This is a genomic window from Tsuneonella sp. HG249 (assembly GCF_053819205.1).
Window position 1 is genome coordinate 766785 of sequence record NZ_JBSOQY010000001.1, and the last position, 17971, is coordinate 784755.

Consider the following 17971-nt stretch of genomic DNA (forward strand, 5'->3'; position numbering starts at 1 on the left):
GCGGGGTGCTATCATCGGCGCATCATCTTGGCTATCGACCTCGATGTTGCAGGAAAGGCACAGTTCGAAACCTTTGCGCGGCTGGCCGGAACGCACCCTGTCGGCGGGCCGTTTGAGCTCCATCGGATGTACAGCCCTGCGGGTCGCAGGCGGGGTTTCGAAAAGGGGAAAGGGCGTTCTTCGGAACGCCCTTTTTAACGACCGAGCCGGGACGGCGATGGTCAACGAGAAGCTTGCACGCTGGCGATTTTGACCGCATCGCCAATGAATTCAAGACGATCGCTGCGAGAGAATCGAATGAACAACTGTTCGACAGGCGTACAGGGGCTCGACGACATCCTCGCAGGAGGATTGGCCCGCGGCCGCTTGTTCCTGCTCGAGGGGAGCCCCGGCACCGGCAAGACCACGATCGCCAGCCAGTTCCTGATGGCCGGCGCCGACGCGGGTGAGCGCGGTCTCTATGTCACCCTGTCGGAAACTGCCGAGGAACTGCGCGCGAGCGCCGAATCCCATGGCTGGAAGTTCGGCGAAAACTTTGAAGTTTACGAACTCGTCCCGCCCGAAAGCCTGCTCGATCCGGAACAGCAACAGAGCCTGCTCTATTCATCCGACCTTGAGCTCGGTGAAGCGACGCGGCGGATCTTCGATGCGTTCGAAAAGGTCAAACCCACCCGGATCGTACTCGACAGTCTGTCGGAAATCCGGCTGCTGGCGCAAAGCTCGCTGCGGTACCGACGCCAGATCCTGGCCTTGAAACACTACTTCGCGCACAGCGATGCCACCGTGCTGATGCTGGACGACCTGACGGCCGATGCGATGGACAAGACCGTTCACAGCGTGGCCCACTGCGTAATCCGGCTTGAGGAACTGTCGCCCGATTACGGTCCGGAAAGGCGCAGGCTTCGCGTTCTCAAGTATCGGGGTCGGCGCTACCGCGGCGGTTATCACGATTTCGTGATCGAAACCGGCGGGGTGCGAGTCTTTCCGCGTCTCGTCGCGGCCGAGCATCGCACCACCTTCGTGCGCGAGACCGTCCCGGTTGAGAACTCCAGACTCAACGATCTGCTCGGAGGCGGCCTGGAGCGGGGCGCGAGCAACCTCATTCTCGGTCCCGCCGGCACCGGCAAATCGCTGTTCACGCTCGGCTTTATCAAATCCGCGGTCCAGCGCGGCGAGCACGCTGTCATGTTCGTCTTCGATGAAGAGCTCGGCTTGCTGTTCGACCGGGCCAAGGGCCTTGGCATCGATCTCCAGGATTTGGTTGGCTCGGGCGGCCTCACCATCGAACAAATCGACGCGGCCGAACTGACTCCGGGCGAGTTCTCCGAGCGTGTGCGGATGTGCGTCGAGCAGCACGGTGCGAGGACAGTGGTGATCGACAGCCTCAACGGATTCCAGTCCGCCATGCCCGAAGAGCAGGCCCTCGTGCTGCACATGCACGAGTTGCTCCAGTACCTTAATCGCCAAGGCGCGACGACCTTCCTCACCATCGCCCAGCACGGCTTGGTCGGCGACATGAAAACGCCGGTCGACGTGACCTACCTCGCCGATACCGTTATCCTCCTGCGGTATTTCGAGGCCAAGGGGCGGGTGCGGCGCGCGATATCGGTCGTGAAGAAGCGCACCGGTGCGCACGAAGACACTATCCGGGAATACATGATCGGGCCGAACGGGATCACGCTGGGCGAGCCGCTGACGGAGTTCCAGGGCGTGCTCCGCGGCGTGCCGCACATTGTGGGCGAAGAGGCCCCGCTACTCGATCCAACCGAAGCGTGACCGCCTCTTGAACCGAACCCTATCGAAGGCTGCCGTCATCCTGGCGCCAGTAGGGCGCGACGCAGCGGTGGCCGAACTCATCCTGCGGGAAGCGGGCTTTGATACGCGTGTCGCGGAGGATGCGGCGTCCTTCGCGAACACGCTGCGCGAAGGCGCGGGCTTTGCCATCGCCACCGAAGAAGCCTTGCGCGACGGCGGCCTTCAGGCGCTCTCCCGGTTCATCGCCGACCAGGATGAGTGGTCGGACTTCCCCTTTATCGTCCTGACCGGGCGAGGCGGCGGCCTCGAACGCAATCCGGTCGCGACGCAGATGCTCGAGGTTCTCGGCAACGTAACGTTTCTCGAGCGGCCCTTCCACCCGACAACCCTCGTCAGCCTGGCGAGAGCGGCATTGCGTGCCCGCATGCGGCAGTACGATGCGCGAGCGAGGCTGGAAGACATCCGCGAAGGGGAGGGTCGGCTGCGCCTGGCGCTGGTCGCGGGCGGGCTGGGCGCCTGGTCGATCGAGCTCAAGACCGATGCTCTGACGGTCTCGCCGGAGGGCAAGGCGCATTACGGCCGCGGCGCGGACGATCCATTCACTTACCAAAACTTTCTCGCATCCATCCACCCAGCCGACCGGCCGCGCATGCTCGAGGCGGTGCGGCGGGCGATCGAGACGCGGACCGATTACGACGTCGAGTACCGCACCGTCTGGCCTGACGGGTCGACGCATTGGGTGCAGGTGAACGGCCGGCTCGAGTTTGCCCCCGGCGGCAAGCCGGCGCGCATGGTCGGCGTGACGCGCGACGTTACCGTGAGCCGGCGGCGGGAAAGCCGCAGGGCCGCGCTGCTGACCCTGGGCGACGGACTACGCCAACTCGTCGAGCCGGCCGACATGTCCTATCTCGCGGCCAGGATTTTGGGCGAGACGATCGACGTCAGCCGCGCGGGGTATGGCATCATCGATCCGGTGGCGGAGACCATCCGCATCGATCGCGACTGGAACCAGCCTGGCACCGAGAGTCTCGCCGGCGTGCTGCATTTCCGCGACTACGGCTCGTACATCGAGAACCTCAAGCGCGGGGAAACCGTCGCGATCGCCGATGCGCGCGTCGATCCCCGGACGGCCGAGACCGCCGCCGCACTCGAAGCGATCCATGCGCGCGCGGTGCTCAACATGCCGCTGATCGATCACGAGAACTTCGTCGCGCTGCTCTATCTCAACCACCGCGACGCGCATGTCTGGACCGACGACGAGTTGGCGTTCGTGCGGGACGTTGCCGACCGCACCCAAGCGGCGATCGAGCGGCGCGTGGCGGAGGCCGCGCTGGCCAAGCTGGCGGAATCGCTCGAACAGCAGGTGGCCGAGCGCACCCGCGAGTTCGAAGCCGCGCAGGAGCAGCTGCGGCAGGCGCAGAAGATGGAAGCGGTCGGCCAGCTGACCGGGGGCATCGCGCACGACTTCAATAACCTGCTGACCGGCATCTCGGGGAGCATGGAGCTTATCGCCCGCCGGATCGACCAGGGGCGGACGGACGAGGTTGGCAAGTATCTCGAGATGGCGCAGACCGGGGTGACCCGCGCGGCCGCGCTGACCCATCGCCTGCTGGCCTTCTCGAGACGGCAGACCCTCGATCCCAAGCCGAGCGACATCGGCCAGCTGATCCGCAATACCTCCGAGTTCCTGAGCCGCACCGTCGGCCCTTCGATCGAGATCCGGATCGGCGGCGACGCGGCCGTCTGGACGACGCTGATCGATCCCAACCAGTTCGAGAACGCGCTTCTCAACGCCAGCATCAACGCGCGCGACGCGATGCCCGATGGCGGCACCATCCGTATCGACACCGAGAACCGCACCCTCGCCGAACCGGAGGCCCGCGAGCTCGGCCTCAGCCCCGGCGACTTCGTGGTGACGACCGTCAGCGACACCGGCACCGGCATGTCGCCGGAGACGATCGAGCGCGCCTTCGACCCGTTCTACACCACCAAGCCGCTGGGCGAGGGGACGGGGCTGGGCCTGTCGATGATCTACGGCTTCGTGCGCCAGTCGGGCGGCCAGGTCAGCATCCGCTCGACCCCCGGCAAGGGCACCACCCTGGCGCTCTACTTCCCGCGCGCCTTCGAGGAGGCCGGCGCTTCCGAAGAGCCGCGCGCGGCGGACGTGGGCCGTTCGGCGGACGGGCACGGCACGGTGATGGTGGTGGAGGACGAGTTCATCATCCGCGCGCTCATCACCGATGCCCTGGCGGAGCGCGGGTTCCACACGATCGAGGCGGGCGACGGGCACGAGGCGCTGACAGTGCTCGAGACCGCGCCCCCGCTCGACCTGCTGATCACCGACGTCGGCCTGCCCAAGGGCATGAACGGCCGCCAGCTCGCCGAGGCGGCGCGCTCCCGCCTGCCCGACCTCAAGATCCTGTTCATCACCGGCTACGCCGAGAACGCGGTGATCGGCGGCCGCCAGCTCGAGCCGGGGATGCACCTCCTGACCAAGCCGTTCGAGATCGAAACGCTCGCCGCCCGCGTGCAGGAGCTGACCGCCGGCTAGCGCTTCTCCCCGTTCCCGGCGGGCGGGGCGACCGCCCAGTCGGGCATTTCCTGGCCGATCTGGGTCCAGTGCGCCTCGCCTTCGGCCATCTCCACTTCTTCGTACTGCACCGCCGGCTCGAACGTGCCCTGCCAGGGCAGCGCGCCGTGCGGCAGCGCCAGGTAATCCTCGCCGGTGGAGTCCTCGGCGGCGAGCTCGAAGCCCTGGCCCGGGCCGCGCGCGTAGGCCGCCTCCACCGCCTGCTCGCGCGCCGCGCAGGCTTCGAGCGCGGCCATGATCTCGGCCCGCGCCTCGTCGTCGAGCGCCATCCCCGCGAACCCCTCGACCGCCGCCGCGGCCTTGTCCGCCCGCGCCGCGCGCTCCTCGCCGCCGGCCTCGCCCGCGCCGCCGCCGGTGATCACCGTCGTCACCGTGGTGTGCGAGGCTTCCGCGCCCGCCGCCGCGCCGCCTTCGCCCGATCCCGCCACCGCGAGACTGCCCGCTTGGGCGCTCGCCCGCGAAGAGAAGTAGTTGATCGTGGTCCGCTTGCCCGCGGCGTCCTTGCCGTAGTGGCGCAGGCAGAACATCAGCAGCGCGTCGTTGCGCTTGCGGCGGAAGCCCATGTGCTTGCCGTTCGCGAACACCGGGATCAGCTCGCCCTCGATCGCGCGTTCGAAGGCGATGTCCTTCATCTGCTGCAGCCCGCAATCGAGCGCCGCGTCCCACGCGCGGCGGAACTCCTCGGCTCCGGGCGAGCGGCGCAGGGTGTAGCAATTGGCCTGCGCCATATTGACCATCCGCGCCGCCCGGCTGACGCATCCGGTATCGGCAAGCGCCCCGATGAACGCCCGCTGCCGCTCGGGCGTCCACCCGTCATGGCGATAGGTCGCGCGCGGAACGGGGGTGAACGCCGGGACGGGCGGCGCGCCCTCGGGGCGAGCGGGGAGGGCAAAGGCGTTCTTCGGCGTGCGGGGGCGGCGCTTGGGGGCCGGGGGCTTGGGTTGGGACAAGGTGGACCCCTGGGGTGGCTGGACGGTTCGGAACAAAAGGCGAATCGATCAGCGTATGCGAGAGGTGGGGGTGTGTAGGAAAGTGTTTTCGGGCGTGTGCAGAGCCGAGCCCTTCGACGACACGGCTTGCCGCGGCGAAGTTTTCCTACCTTTGCTCTGAAGCTAGCGTCGTCCGTGGCACCGTTTGAATTTCTTTCCGCTCCCACACGGACATTGCTGATTGACCCCGATCTTCCCACGAGCTTTCGCCAATTCAACCCGCCGCTGGCCGAGGCGGCGGCCCGCTTCCAAATGTCGCGCTGCTTCTTCGTTCGGGAGCCCCTGAAGGCTTACCCATCGCCAATGGACTTCGCAAATCGCTCCACTTCCATCACATTCAATCTCGATAAGCAGGCGATGTTCTTCCCCCGACTGTCCGACAACGTTTTGTGTGTGGATCAATGCAACGATGGCATCGCGGGGAACGAGGGGAGACCAAACAAACATTGTGAAGGCGTGCTCGCCATAGCTCGAGAAAGGGCGCACTCGGCCAAGCTTCTCGTGGTCCATTAAAGCGTCATCGATTGCTTTCGAAATTGCTTCCCGGTGATCTCCCGCAGCATCGAGAAGAAAGCTTGCGAGCATAGAGCGGCCAGGCTTTCCGCTCTCACTCAGTTTCGAACGATTTCGCTGATCCGCTCCGGCATCTTCTGCCTTGGATGTGGGGGAGACTCGCCCTGGATTAGTTCGCTGAAATAACGATCGATATCAGTCCGATAACCATGAAAATCGATCTTTGACTTGTCTCGCCCGCGCAACTCCGTTGCATAACGAACATATTGATTTTCAACGAGATACATACCTAGGTGATCGAGTTCATCATCTAGCTCGATGAGTTCCGAGTTCGCCGCCTCAGTTCGCTGTTCAGCATAATGGAGGAAGGTCAATGGATCGTCGAATAGATCGACATAGGCCCGCAGATCATCGATTGAGAGGGCCCAGATTGGCCTTTGCCCAATATCCAATCCGACGTTTCGCAGGTGCTGTGCGCGCGCAGCCAATTCTGTGAATGGATCGAGTGTCACCGTGCAAATGGAAATTTTGCGGAACTGTCCGCGGCTTAGCCGACCGACTTCGCGGTGTTCCGCATCGTGGATCGTTATCACGTCAGCGCTCTCAAGATAATCGACAAACCTGCTGCCCTGACGTGCGGGTCCGAGCACCAGGTTCCGAAGCGACTCGATGTGCGCCTTAAGGTCAGTGGAGGGCGAAGTGTAGGTAAACGCTCCTGCCTTGACCTCGACTACAAACAAGTAGTCGTCATAGATGAGGAGACCATCTGCCTCATGCCACTGCGCTGGACCTTCGCCGGTTCTCCATCGATAATATACAGGGTTATATATAGTTGGCCCTGGGAGCAACTTCTCGAAGTATTCAAACGGCAACTTTTCGGATACCGTTTTTTGTCGATCATTCCAGTCTGATCTATATTCAGGGTATATTCTGAAAATTGCCCTCTGCAACACGCGGTAAAAATTGTCGAAAAGCGAAAACATGTCAAAGCAATAAGTTCGGCCTTCAACGCGAATGAATGGTCGCTTCATCACTGGCCATTGACGCAACGGCCAGCCAGAGAAGTCACCTGGAGCGAAAAACTCCTCGTCTTCGCCGGGCTCATAGCTCAATTCGTCAACTAGGGTTCGAGGCAAGTTCGTGACAAGTTCGACATCGAAGAGATCGTACGCAACGAACCCCCGAGCGACGCGCGCATTGGCTTCCCTCAGATCATCGTCCTCGAAAACCTTCTCCCGAACGGCTTCAACGTTTTCGAAGTCGCCTTCGTTGATCACCTCCTCCATGCGAGCGAGCGTGCGATCCCGCACCTCTTCCAGCTCCTGGTACAATTCCTGGAGACCGCGAGTGAGCTTGCCGAGAATCTTGTCGAGTTCGGCAATCAGCGCACCGGCGCTAATCCCGAAAAGCTTTTCTAGAATATCGCTATGCGGCGTGATTACATCAATCAGCGCCTGCCGCTCGTGTAGTTGATAGCGGCGGCCGCGGACATGAACCCACATGAGTTCCGCCCGAACTCGGAACTCCTCAAGCGCCATATCGAGGTCGGGCGTCATAGCCTTGTTGTGGGCTGATGATGCCACTTGAAAGGACCACGCTAATGTCTCGAAAAGTTTAGCAACGTCCCCTCTAAGGGTCTGCCACTCCTCCTCATTCACGTCGTCGGCTTGATCAGGGCTGGGCGGAACTGAGACGATGACGCTCTGAACATAGTCGAGCATTCTCAATGCCTCAGTCTGCGCCGCAGCATCCGACCCGTTCATGATGACAGCGGCGCTATGCTCCCACCACGCCCGATGAAGCAGCCGCAGAGGAGGAAGGCGCGAAACGCGCGCCGCAATCGATGCGACCAAAGCATCGATGTCTTGCACAATACCAGGATAAGCAGCTGCCATTCTCGCTTGGATTTCGCGATGCTGGCTCTCAGTCGCGTTGTTTCGCGCGACCATAACCCGGCCAAATCGGGCAAACTCAAGTGGGCCATGTGAGAAATAGTCGTCCGGTTTTCGTCCGCGCGTTTTGCCACTTTTCCGTTGACGGCCCATTTCACAACCCGACTCAAATGGATACTGCTGGCCTCGTAGCGGCCAGCCAGCCCACACTGTCATAAAAGCGTGAGGTGCGCACTGTTTCGAAGCAAGGACGCGCGATGACCGAGCTCTTCGATCTGGCCCTTTCATTCTTCATCGAATCTGGGCTGCGTGGATCGTTTAACGGCGTTCGTGCCGATCTCGCGCTCGCGCAATGCGGACTACCTGCTGGCTCAAGGCAAGAGATTGCAGCTTTGGTGGCCGATGAGCGCCTAGACTGCGTGTTTGCGAATGTAGACCTCAATCCTCACATCAAGCGCATGCCCGAGTTGGGCCGCAACAAGCAATTGGAGCTGCTTGATACAGAGGGGTTGGAAACAATCTGTCTATATCCAACGAGACTGGTGTTGAGAGAGGCTGTGGCCGATGAGTGGCTGCGCGACAAACCTTTTTCGCGTGCGATGTTACTAGGTGAAGCCCAACTCAATTATGCAGCGTTCGATCTTGCGGTACTTGGGCGCTATCGTATGGATCCACGCTTTGACCTGACGTTTCAGGATTATGTCGGCACGATGTGCGTGACAAGCGCGGCCTACGAGGATGATGCCTTCCCGGACCGCGACAAAATAAGTGTTCAGTCCTTTGGTTTGGGCTTTGACGAAGATGACCTGCCTTACGTGGTCGCATTCAATCGCTACCTGGCGAACTTGACACCCGAGCATCAACAGTCTTGGAATAGCTTCCGCACGGAAAAGCCCGTTCGAATATCCGATCCGTATTATCGGTCGGCGATCATCGGAGATTTTTGGAGCAACAGGTCAATTCGCCATGCCATTTCGGAAGAGATGCGACTCATAAACGCACTTGCCTTATCGAGCGTAGGACGGTCACTCTTTCGTCGACTTCTGACCTCCGATCTCCCCTTCGATTTGTCCGCATTTCTTGTCCCAAGTGCGGAAAATTTGATCTATTTATGCTGAGCTGGGATAAGATACTATCTGACAACATCGATGCCGCATTCTTTGAAGGTGCCGTTGCGTTAGAGCGAGAAGTGCATCGCAACGATGGCAAGATCATTGTCGTTCAGAAGGGAACTCTGGCACTTCTCCGTGAATGGCTGGAAGCTACTCTCAGTGGCCCGGATATCGAGGCCAAAGTTTATCAGATCGTCGGACCTCTTCGGGCAGTGAGATCGGGACGACAGCATCCCGCCCACCGCTTTCGCAAGAACAGTTTTTCAAAGGATTTTCACGAGCAACGCCGCGATGTGCTTCGGTCGATCTTCCAATCGTTGACTGAGCTGCGCACGGTGCTGTCTGAGCTACCGGGCGCGGAAGGCGTAAAGGCGCCTAAATGGTTGCGAGAAGAACGGATAGACGTCTTTTGAGCGGTCCGAGCGACGCGGTTCCGGTTTACTACGCGTCCTTCCGCCGCGCCTTCTTCCGCTCATGCGGGTCCAAAATCGCCTTCCGCAGCCGGATGCTCTTCGGCGTCACCTCGACCATCTCGTCGTCGTCGATGTAGGCGATCGCCTGTTCCAGCGTCATCACGCGGGGCGGGGTGAGGCGGATGGCGTCGTCCTTGCCGGTCGAGCGGAAGTTGGTCAGCTGTTTGGACTTCATCGGGTTGACCTCGAGGTCGTCCGGCTTGGCGTTCTCGCCGATCAGCATGCCTTCGTAGATCTTCTCCTGCGGGCGCACGAACAGGCTGCCGCGCTCTTCCAGCATATTGAGCGCGTAGCCGACCGCCTCGCCGGTGCCGTTGGAGATCAGCACGCCGTTGGCGCGGCCTTCGATCGGGCCCTTGTAGGGGCCGTACTTCTCGAACAACCGGTTCATGATCCCGGTGCCGCGCGTGTCGGAGAGGAATTCGCCGTGGTAGCCGATGAGGCCGCGGCTCGGGGCCGAGAAGGTGATCCGGGTCTTGCCGCCGCCGCTCGGGCGCATGTCGGTCATCTCGCCCTTGCGGTTGGCCATCTTCTCGACGACCGTTCCGCTGTGCTCGTCGTCGACGTCGATCACGACGGTCTCGTAAGGCTCGGTGCGGTTGCCGCTGTCGTCCTGGCGGTAGAGCACGCGCGGGCGGCTGATGCCGAGCTCGAAGCCTTCACGGCGCATCGTCTCGATCAGCACGCCCAGCTGGAGCTCGCCACGGCCGGCGACCTCGAAGCTGTCCTTGTCGGCGCTTTCGGTGACGCGGATGGCGACGTTGCTCTCGGCCTCGCGCTCCAGCCGGTCGCGGATCATGCGGCTGGTGACCTTGGTCCCCTCGCGCCCGGCGAACGGGCTGTCGTTGACCGCGAACCGCATCGACAGCGTCGGCGGGTCGATCGGCTGGGCGTGGAGCGGCTCGGTAACGGCCGGGTCGGCGATGGTGTTGGAAACGGTCGCCACCGCGAGGCCGGCGATCGAGACGATGTCGCCCGCGCGCGCTTCCTCGACCGGCACCCGCTCGAGCCCGCGGAAGGCGAGCAGCTTGGAGGCGCGGCCGGTCTCGACGATCTTGCCGTCGTTATCGAGCGCGTGGATCGGCGAGTTGACCTTGACCGTGCCCGACTGGACCTTGCCGGTGAGGATGCGGCCGAGGAAGTTGTCGCGATCGAGCAGGGTGACGAGAAACTTGAACGGCCCGTCGAAGTCCGCCTCGGGCGGGGGAACGTGGTCGACGATCTTCTGGAACAGCGGCGTCAGCGTGCCTTCGCGCAGGTCCGGGTTGTCGTTGGCGTAGCCGTTGCGCCCGCTGGCGTAGAGGACCGGGAAATCGAGTTGCTCGTCGCTCGCGTCGAGGCTGACGAAGAGATCGAACACTTCGTCGAGCACTTCCTGGATGCGCTCGTCGGGCCGGTCGATCTTGTTGACCACGACGATCGGCCTGAGGCCCAGCGCGAGCGCTTTGCCGGTGACGAACTTGGTCTGCGGCATCGCCCCTTCGGAGCTGTCGACCAACAGGATGACGCCGTCGACCATCGAGAGGATGCGCTCCACCTCGCCGCCGAAGTCGGCGTGGCCCGGCGTGTCGACGATGTTGATGTGCGTCGTCTCGCCGCCGGGCGGGGTCCACTCGACCGACGTGCACTTGGCCAGGATCGTGATGCCACGCTCCTTCTCCAAGTCATTGGAATCCATAGCTCTTTCTTCAACGCGCTGGTTGTCGCGGAAAGTGCCGGACTGGCGGAAAAGCTGGTCGACGAGCGTGGTCTTGCCATGGTCGACGTGGGCAATAATCGCCACGTTGCGAAGGTTCATCTGGACGGGTCTCTTGGATTGGACGCGGGTGATCGCGAAGTCGGGCGCGCCCCTAGCCGAGCGCGGCCTCCGGGGCAAGGGCAGCTGTGTCGCCCGCGCCACAGGTCGACAAGCAACTGACCGCATTCGACAAGTGCGCTTGAGCCGGCATATGCGTCGCCGTATTGACTCATATGTCAGCTACGGGTCGCTCCGCCTGCGCGAGGGTTCGCGCGAGGACGGGCGCCCATAAGGACGAGGATCTGATAACCCCCATGACCAAGAAATCCGCCGGCTTCGCCGGACACGCCCGCTTCGCCCTGCTGGCTGGCGCTGCCGTGCTCGCCTTCCCGGGCATTGCCCAAGCGCAAGACACCGACGAGCAGGAAGCGCAAGCCGCGGCCGACAGCGATGGCGACAACATCGACGACGCGGCCGACGCCGGGACCGGTAACGAGATCATCGTCACCGCCACCAAGCGCGAGCAGACCCTGCAGGAAACCCCGGTCGCGGTCAGCGTGACCACCGCCGAGACGATCGAGCGCGCGCAAATCCGCGATATTGCCGACCTCGCCTCAGTCGTGCCCTCGCTGCGCGTTACCCAGAGCCAGAGCCAGTTCGCCACGACGTATTCGATCCGCGGTTTCGGCACGAGCGGCAACAACATCGGCCTCGAGCCGTCGGTCGCGATGTTCGTCGACGGGGTCTATCGCAGCCGCGCGATCGCTCAGATCAGCGATCTTCCGGACATCCAGCGCGTCGAAGTGTTGCGCGGGCCGCAGTCGACGCTGTTCGGCAAGAACGCCAGCGCCGGCGTGATCTCGATCGTTACCAAGTCGCCGCAGTTCGATTTCGGCGGCATGGTCGAGGCGAGCTACGGCAATTACGATGCCATGGTGGTGAAGGGCTACCTAACGGGCCCGATCACCGAGACCATCGCGGCTTCGGTCGCGGCCGGGATCAACAAGCGCGACGGCTACGTCACCAACCTGTTCAACGGTGACGATGTCAACAACCGCGACCGCTGGTTCACCCGCGGCCAGCTGCTGTTCGAGCCGAGCGACAGCTTCAAATTCCGCGTGATCGGCGACTACGACAAGATCGAGGAAAAGTGCTGCGCGGCATTCAACCTGCAGCGCTCAGCGGCGACGTCGGCGATCAATGCCATCGGGGGCCAGGTCAATCCGACGCCGTTCGATCCCGGCGCCGACGTCATTTATTCGGACGTCGTGCCGTTCAGCAACGTGCGCAACTGGGGCGTGTCGGGTCAGGGTGATCTCGAGCTCGGCGCGGTTACGCTGACCTCGATTAGCGCCTATCGCGACACCAAGCTCGACGGCGACCAGGACGTCGATTTTACCAGTGCGCGGCTCGCTACCGGCGCCACTATCGGCCAGGTCCGCCTTAAGACCTTCACGCAGGAACTCCGCTTCGCTTCGGACTTCGATGGTCCGTTGAACTTCCTCGTCGGCGGCTATTACTTCAACGAGAAGGCGCGCTCGGCCGACCAGATCGTTTATGGTGCCGACTTCCGGAACTATGCGAACATTCTGATTGGCGGCCCCATCACGAGCCCGCCGAACGACGCCGCGGTCGACAATATCGAGGCAACCATCACCGCGCTGACTGGCACCAGCTACATCAACCGGTTTTTCCAGGCCGGGCAGGGCTTCTTTAACGAGATGCGCCAGGACAACGAGGCGTACTCGCTGTTCGGCAACGTCGATTTCGAGATCACCGACGGCATCACGCTGACCCTGGGCGCCAACTACACGCACGACGCCAAGGACGTGGTGACCAATTCGAACAGCACCGACGTGTTCTCGAGCGTCAATCTGGTTGCGGTCGGTCAAACGGCGATCTTCCAGCAGGCACTGGCCACCCAGATCGGCACCGCGCTCGGTCTGGGGCGCCTTGCCACAGGCGCTGAAATCGGCGCCTTCGCCGCGGCCCAGCCCGCCATCTTCGGTCAGATTCAGACCGGGGTGACTGCCTTCGCGCAGCTGAATGCGCCGCTGACCCAGCAACAGGCGGCTGCCGATACCAACCCGCAGACGGTCGGCAACCCGCTGCTGGCGCTTCGTCCCTTGCAGTTCCTGCCGCCGTTCCAGAATTGCCCGAACGCGGTGGAAAGCTGCAGCACGCGTGACGGCGACTGGAGTTGGACCGCCCGCCTCTCCGGGGAGATTACGCCGACGCTCAACGCCTATGTCAGCTGGTCGACGGGGTACAAGGCGCCGAGTTTCAACCTCTCGCGCGACAGCCGGCCGACGGCGATCGATCGCACGGCGCTAATTACCCAGGGTATCGCGGTGACCAACCTGTCGGCGGGCTCGCGTTTCGCCGCGGCGGAGAACTCGGAAGTCTACGAGCTCGGCCTGAAGGGTAACTGGGGTCTGGCGGCGGCCAACCTCACTTTCTTCAAGCAGTCGATCAAGAACTTCCAGACCAACGTGTTCACCGGCACCGGATTCGCCTTCGGCAATGCCGAGCGGCAGTCGACCGTGGGCGTGGAGTTCGACGGCTACGTCCGCCCGACCGACCAGCTGACCTTCAACCTGGCGATGACCTATCTTGACCCGAAGTACGACGTCTACACCGGCTCGGTGTTTGGCGATTTGTCGGGTCGCGAGATCGTCACCATTCCGAAGCTGTCGGCGGTGTTTGGCGCGCAATACGATCAGGAGCTCGGCAACGGCGACCGCATTATCGCGCGCGGCGACTTCAGCTACCAGGCGCCCGTCCAGGTGGCCGAAGGCCTTCTCGGCTTCGATCTGGCGACCGATACACCAGCGCAGGGACTCGCCCGCAACCTCGCCGCGGCGCGCCCGTTCCGCAGCGAGGTCAACGACCTCAATGCCTCGTTGACCTACGCGATGGAGATGGGCCTCGAACTCACTGTGTGGGGCCGCAACTTGCTCGACGACCGGAACATCACCGGCATCTTCGACTCGACCGCGCAGGACGGCTCGGTGTCGGGCTACACCAATCAGCCGCGCACTTACGGCGTCAGCGCGCGCTTCCGGTTCTGAGCTTCGCGCGATCGACCAAACAGGAAGGGCCCCGTTCGCGGGGCCCTTTTTTGTTGCGCCTGCCACCCGCTTGTGATTCCTTGTCATCCGGAAACACGAAGGGGGAGTACTTCGCATGGAATGGATGATCCTGCCGTTTAAGCGCTACGCGGAGTTCAGCGGCCGCTCGCGCCGGATGGAGTACTGGATGTTCACGTTGCTGAACGTCATCGTCGTCACGGTGCTGATGTTCGTCGTACTCGGCGCGGGCGGAGCGGCCGGCGTGCTAGAGGCCGACGCGGCGGGAGATCCGACAGCGGGCCTGGCTGCCCTGTTCGGCGGCATGGGCCTGCTCATACTGCTCTACATCCTGGCCATATTGATACCGAGCATAGCGGTCACTGTCCGCCGGTTGCATGACCGGGACATGTCCGGATGGTGGTATCTGGGCGCCGTCGTCGGAGGGATGATCCCGTACATCGGGTTCATCATTTCGATCGCGTTCGTCGTGCTCATGGCATTGCCGGGAACAGTCGGGCCCAACCGCTTCGGGCCTGATCCAAAGGGGGAGGGCGAAGCCGAAACCTTCGCCTGAGCGGGCGACGATTGACGGCCCGCTCCGTTCGGCAGCGGGCCGTTCCTTTTACAACTCGCGCAGGGCCTGCGCGGGCTTGGCGCGAAGCAGGGGGAGTGCGCCGGCGAGCGCAAAAGCGACGACCAGCGCCAGACCCGCGCCCAGTACGCCGAGCACCGCGTCCCATGCGGGCAGCCAGTCGAACTCGAACATCTGGGTCACGACGAACCAGGCCGCGGCGAGCCCGATCGCCAGCGCGACGCCGGCCAGCACAGCGGCCAGCGCTCCATATTCGGCCAGCGCCAGCAGCAGTACCTGTCGCCGGCTGGCGCCGAGGACCCGCAGCACCACGGTATCGTAAGTGCGCTGAGCGCGAGCCGCCGCTATCGCGCCCAGCAGGACGGCAAGCCCGGCCAAGACCGCAACCGACGCGGCCGCGAGGGTCGCAAGCCCGACCTGGCCCAGCAGTTCGCGTGCCTGAACCAACACGGGCCCCGTCTCGATCACGCTGGAGGAGGGAAAAGCGCGCACCAGCGAGCGCAGAAGACCGCCCTTGTCTGCCGATGCCGGCAATTCCACGGTGGCGGCCAGGTTGTGCGGCGCATCGGCGAGGGTGTTGGGGCTGAACACCAGCACGTAGTTGAAGCCCATCGTCTGCCAGTCGATCCGACGCAGCGAGGCTATGCGTGCCTGTCGCTCGACCCGGAGCACACCGATGGTAAGATAATCGCCGACTTCGAGGCCGACGGCGCCGGCCAGTTCCTCGTCAACCGAGACGAGCGGTTCCCCCGTGTACTCCTTAGGCCACCACTCGCCCTGGATGACGGTGTTTCCGGGCGGCAAGTCGGGCGCATAAGTGAGCCCGCGCTCGCCGCGCAAAGCCCATGCGCCTTCCGGCAGGTCTTCACCAAGGTCGGCGACGCGGGTCATCGAATCCTTCGGACCGTAGGCGAGGATCGCGCCCCGCAAAGCCGGAACCGTGCGGACGACTGCGCCCGGCGTGCTTTTCTGGACCAGTTCGCCGAATGCGGCGGCCTGCGTCTTGGGCAGATCAAGCACGAAGTAATCCGGCGCGCGTTCCGGAACGCGGCGCGAGATGGTGCCGTCTATGCTCGTCTGGACCGCGGCGAGCAGCACGAACGCGCCCAATCCGAAGCCGAGCGCTGTCACCAGGGTACCGGTCGCCGATCCGGGTCGGTGAAGATTGGCCAGTGCCGCGCGCCAGAGGGGATCGCGCGGGCGCGGTAGCCGTGCGGCGCCCTTGCGGATGCCCCAGCCCACGAGCGCCAGCAGCGCGAGGGCCCCCGCGGCGCCCGCGAGAAACCCGGCGGTCAGCAGCGGATCGCGGGCCGTTCCGAGAGATAGGGCGGCGATGGCTCCGAGGCCGGCGAGGACCGGGATCAGCGCGGCCGGGTCCCGGGCTAGCGGAGAAACCCGTTCGCGCATCAGTGCCATCGCCGGGAACTTGCGCGCTCGCATCAGCGGTGGGGCGGCAAACACCAGTGCGACGAGCAGCCCGTATGCCAGCGCGGTGAGCAGCGCTCCCGGGGCGAAAGCAATGCCGCGCCCCACCGGCAGCAACCCTTCGAGCGCGCTGGCCAGCAGCGGCGTCAGCGCCACACCCGCGGCGATGCCCGCCACGCTTCCTGCGAGGGCGGCGGCACCGATTTCCAGCGTGTAGATCTTGGCGATGTCCTTGCTGGTCGCCCCCAGCACCTTCAAAGTGGCGATACTTTGGCGCCGGGCATCGAGATAGGACGACACGCCACCGCCGATCCCGATCCCGGCAATGACGAGGGCCGCGAGCCCGACGAGGGTGAGGAATTCGCCCATCCGCCCGACGAAACGGTCGGCACCCGGCGCCCCGCGGTCGCGGGTCCGGATTTCGAAACCCGCGTTGGGGAACCGAACCTTGAGCGTATCCTCGGCCGCTTCGGCATCGCGCTCGGAGGTGAAAGCGACATTGGTCTTGCTGCGATACATCGCGCCGGGCGCGGCGAGCCCGGCGGCAGCGGGCACGTCGGCGCGCACCAGCACGGTCGGACCTAGCTGGAAGCCTTCGCCGAGCCTGTCCGGCTCCTGATCGAGGATCCCTCCGACGCGCAGTTCTTCGGTACCGACCGAGAACCGATCACCCGGCCGCACACCGAGCCGATCTGCGGCGCCCTGCGCCAGCCAGGCCTGTCCAGCTGGCGGGGCGCCGACGGTCTTGCCCCCGACCAGTGTTGCGCGCCCGTAAAGCGGCCACTTGTCATCGACGGCCTTGAGCTCCACCGGTGCGGCGGCGACTTCGGTGGTCGCCATGGCCTGCATCCGCAGACCCTGCGAGACGGTGCCAAGTTCGGCCAATGCCTTGAGTTCGTCAGGGTTAGGCTCGCGCTGCCAGAGAGAGACCTGGACGTCCGCGCCCAAAAACTCGCGGCCGCGTTCTGCCAGTTCGCGCTCGATCGTGCCGGTGAGCGTGCCGATGGCCGCCAGCGCCCCCGTGCCCAGGAACAGACAAACGAGCAGCAGCCGCAGCCCCTTAAAGCGCGCATTGAGATCGCGGCGCGCGATGTCCCAGGCTGCTCGCCAAGTCATGCGCGGACGTCGCTCGCGATGCGTCCGTCGGCCAGAGTGATGACCCGGCCGCAGCGTTGAGCGAGTTCCGGATCGTGAGTAATTACCAGCAGCGTCGCGCCCGTGTCGGCTGCTTGTTCGAACAGCAGGTCGACGATCGAGTGCCCGGTGGCGCCGTCGAGATTGCCGGTCGGCTCGTCGGCGAAGATTAGCGCCGGCCGCGCCGCGGTGGCGCGGGCGATCGCGACGCGCTGCTGCTCTCCGCCCGAGAGTTGCGCCGGATAATGGTCGAGCCGGTGGCCGAGCCCTACGGCTTCGAGCTCGGCTTTCGCCCGCTCACGCGCGCCGGCCATCCCTGCCAGTTCCATCGGAGTGGCGACGTTTTCGATCGCGGTCATCGTCGGCAGCAGATGGAAGGCCTGAAGGACGATACCGATCCGCCCGCGCCGCGCGTGCGCCAGCGCATCCTCGTCCATTCCGGCAAAGTCGGCGCCGGCCACGGCCAAGGACCCGCCGCTGGCCCGCTCCAGCCCGGTCAGAACCGCCATCAGGCTCGACTTGCCGGAACCCGAGGGGCCAAGCAGCGCGACGACTTCCCCCGGCCACACCTCCAGGTCGATCCCCTTGAGGATTTCGACGGGTGCCGCAGCGGTGCCGAGGGTCAGGGTGAGGTTGCGGGCGGAAATCGCCGAGATAGAGGTTGTCACGTCCATGCGATGGCATAGC

The 17971-nt window shown here is 64.0% G+C and carries 12 protein-coding genes; 6 read left to right on the top strand and 6 right to left on the bottom strand.

All coding sequences use genetic code 11. From position 1 onward, the window contains the following. Positions 1 to 297: 297 nt before the first annotated feature. Together ACWPM1_RS03755 and ACWPM1_RS03760 are read left to right on the top strand one after the other, a co-directional pair. On the top strand, positions 298 to 1776 hold the full coding sequence (locus ACWPM1_RS03755; protein ID WP_455693500.1) for an ATPase domain-containing protein: 1479 nt from the start codon (positions 298 to 300) through the stop codon (positions 1774 to 1776). A 67-nt stretch (positions 1777 to 1843) separates the two neighbouring features. Next, on the top strand, positions 1844 to 4306 hold the full coding sequence (locus tag ACWPM1_RS03760; RefSeq protein ID WP_455693501.1) for an ATP-binding protein: 2463 nt from the start codon (positions 1844 to 1846) through the stop codon (positions 4304 to 4306). Here ACWPM1_RS03760 and ACWPM1_RS03765 read toward each other — a convergent pair. The 3 genes from ACWPM1_RS03765 to ACWPM1_RS03775 all read right to left on the bottom strand — a co-directional run bounded on the left by ACWPM1_RS03765 (position 4303) and on the right by ACWPM1_RS03775 (position 7742). After that, positions 4303 to 5295: a hypothetical protein gene (locus ACWPM1_RS03765; RefSeq protein WP_455693502.1), complete on the bottom strand. Its 993-nt coding sequence runs from the start codon at positions 5293 to 5295 to the stop codon at positions 4303 to 4305. The two genes, ACWPM1_RS03760 and ACWPM1_RS03765, sit on opposite strands and share 4 nt — an antisense overlap. A 162-nt stretch (positions 5296 to 5457) precedes the next feature. Then, entirely contained in the window at positions 5458 to 5919 is a 462-nt protein-coding gene (locus ACWPM1_RS03770) for a YecA family protein (protein ID WP_455693503.1), read from the bottom strand. A gap of 26 nt (positions 5920 to 5945) precedes the next feature. Continuing rightward, entirely contained in the window at positions 5946 to 7742 is a 1797-nt protein-coding gene (locus ACWPM1_RS03775) for a hypothetical protein (protein WP_455693504.1), read from the bottom strand. 254 nt (positions 7743 to 7996) lie between these two features. Between ACWPM1_RS03775 and ACWPM1_RS03780 the strand changes: the two genes are divergently transcribed. Together ACWPM1_RS03780 and ACWPM1_RS03785 are read left to right on the top strand one after the other, a co-directional pair. Further along, positions 7997 to 8857: a hypothetical protein gene (locus ACWPM1_RS03780; protein ID WP_455693505.1), complete on the top strand. Its 861-nt coding sequence runs from the start codon at positions 7997 to 7999 to the stop codon at positions 8855 to 8857. Next, positions 8851 to 9264, top strand: a complete 414-nt coding sequence (locus ACWPM1_RS03785; RefSeq protein WP_455693506.1) for a hypothetical protein — start codon at positions 8851 to 8853, stop codon at positions 9262 to 9264. The genes ACWPM1_RS03780 and ACWPM1_RS03785 overlap by 7 nt, the downstream gene beginning before the upstream one ends. Before the next feature lie 28 nt (positions 9265 to 9292). Here ACWPM1_RS03785 and typA read toward each other — a convergent pair whose 3' ends face one another. Next, positions 9293 to 11122 (bottom strand): translational GTPase TypA, encoded by a 1830-nt coding sequence (gene typA / locus ACWPM1_RS03790; protein ID WP_455693507.1) that lies wholly within the window; start codon positions 11120 to 11122, stop codon positions 9293 to 9295. 254 nt (positions 11123 to 11376) lie between these two features. Between typA and ACWPM1_RS03795 the strand changes: the two genes are divergently transcribed. Beyond that, positions 11377 to 14133 carry a TonB-dependent receptor gene (locus tag ACWPM1_RS03795; RefSeq protein WP_455693508.1) on the top strand — a complete coding sequence of 919 codons (2757 nt, stop codon included), beginning with the start codon at positions 11377 to 11379 and terminating at the stop codon, positions 14131 to 14133. A gap of 115 nt (positions 14134 to 14248) precedes the next feature. Beyond that, a complete protein-coding gene (locus tag ACWPM1_RS03800; protein WP_455693509.1) occupies positions 14249 to 14707 on the top strand; it encodes a DUF805 domain-containing protein in 459 nt (152 codons plus the stop codon). A 48-nt stretch (positions 14708 to 14755) separates the two neighbouring features. On the opposite strand, the gene ACWPM1_RS03805 is transcribed toward ACWPM1_RS03800, so the two are convergent. After that, positions 14756 to 17266 carry an ABC transporter permease gene (locus tag ACWPM1_RS03805; RefSeq protein ID WP_455693510.1) on the bottom strand — a complete coding sequence of 837 codons (2511 nt, stop codon included), beginning with the start codon at positions 17264 to 17266 and terminating at the stop codon, positions 14756 to 14758. Further along, the gene (locus tag ACWPM1_RS03810; RefSeq protein ID WP_455693511.1) at positions 17263 to 17958 is read right to left on the bottom strand and encodes an ABC transporter ATP-binding protein; all 696 of its coding nucleotides are present in this window, start codon (positions 17956 to 17958) and stop codon (positions 17263 to 17265) included. The genes ACWPM1_RS03805 and ACWPM1_RS03810 overlap by 4 nt, the downstream gene beginning before the upstream one ends. Positions 17959 to 17971: the final 13 nt, after the last annotated feature.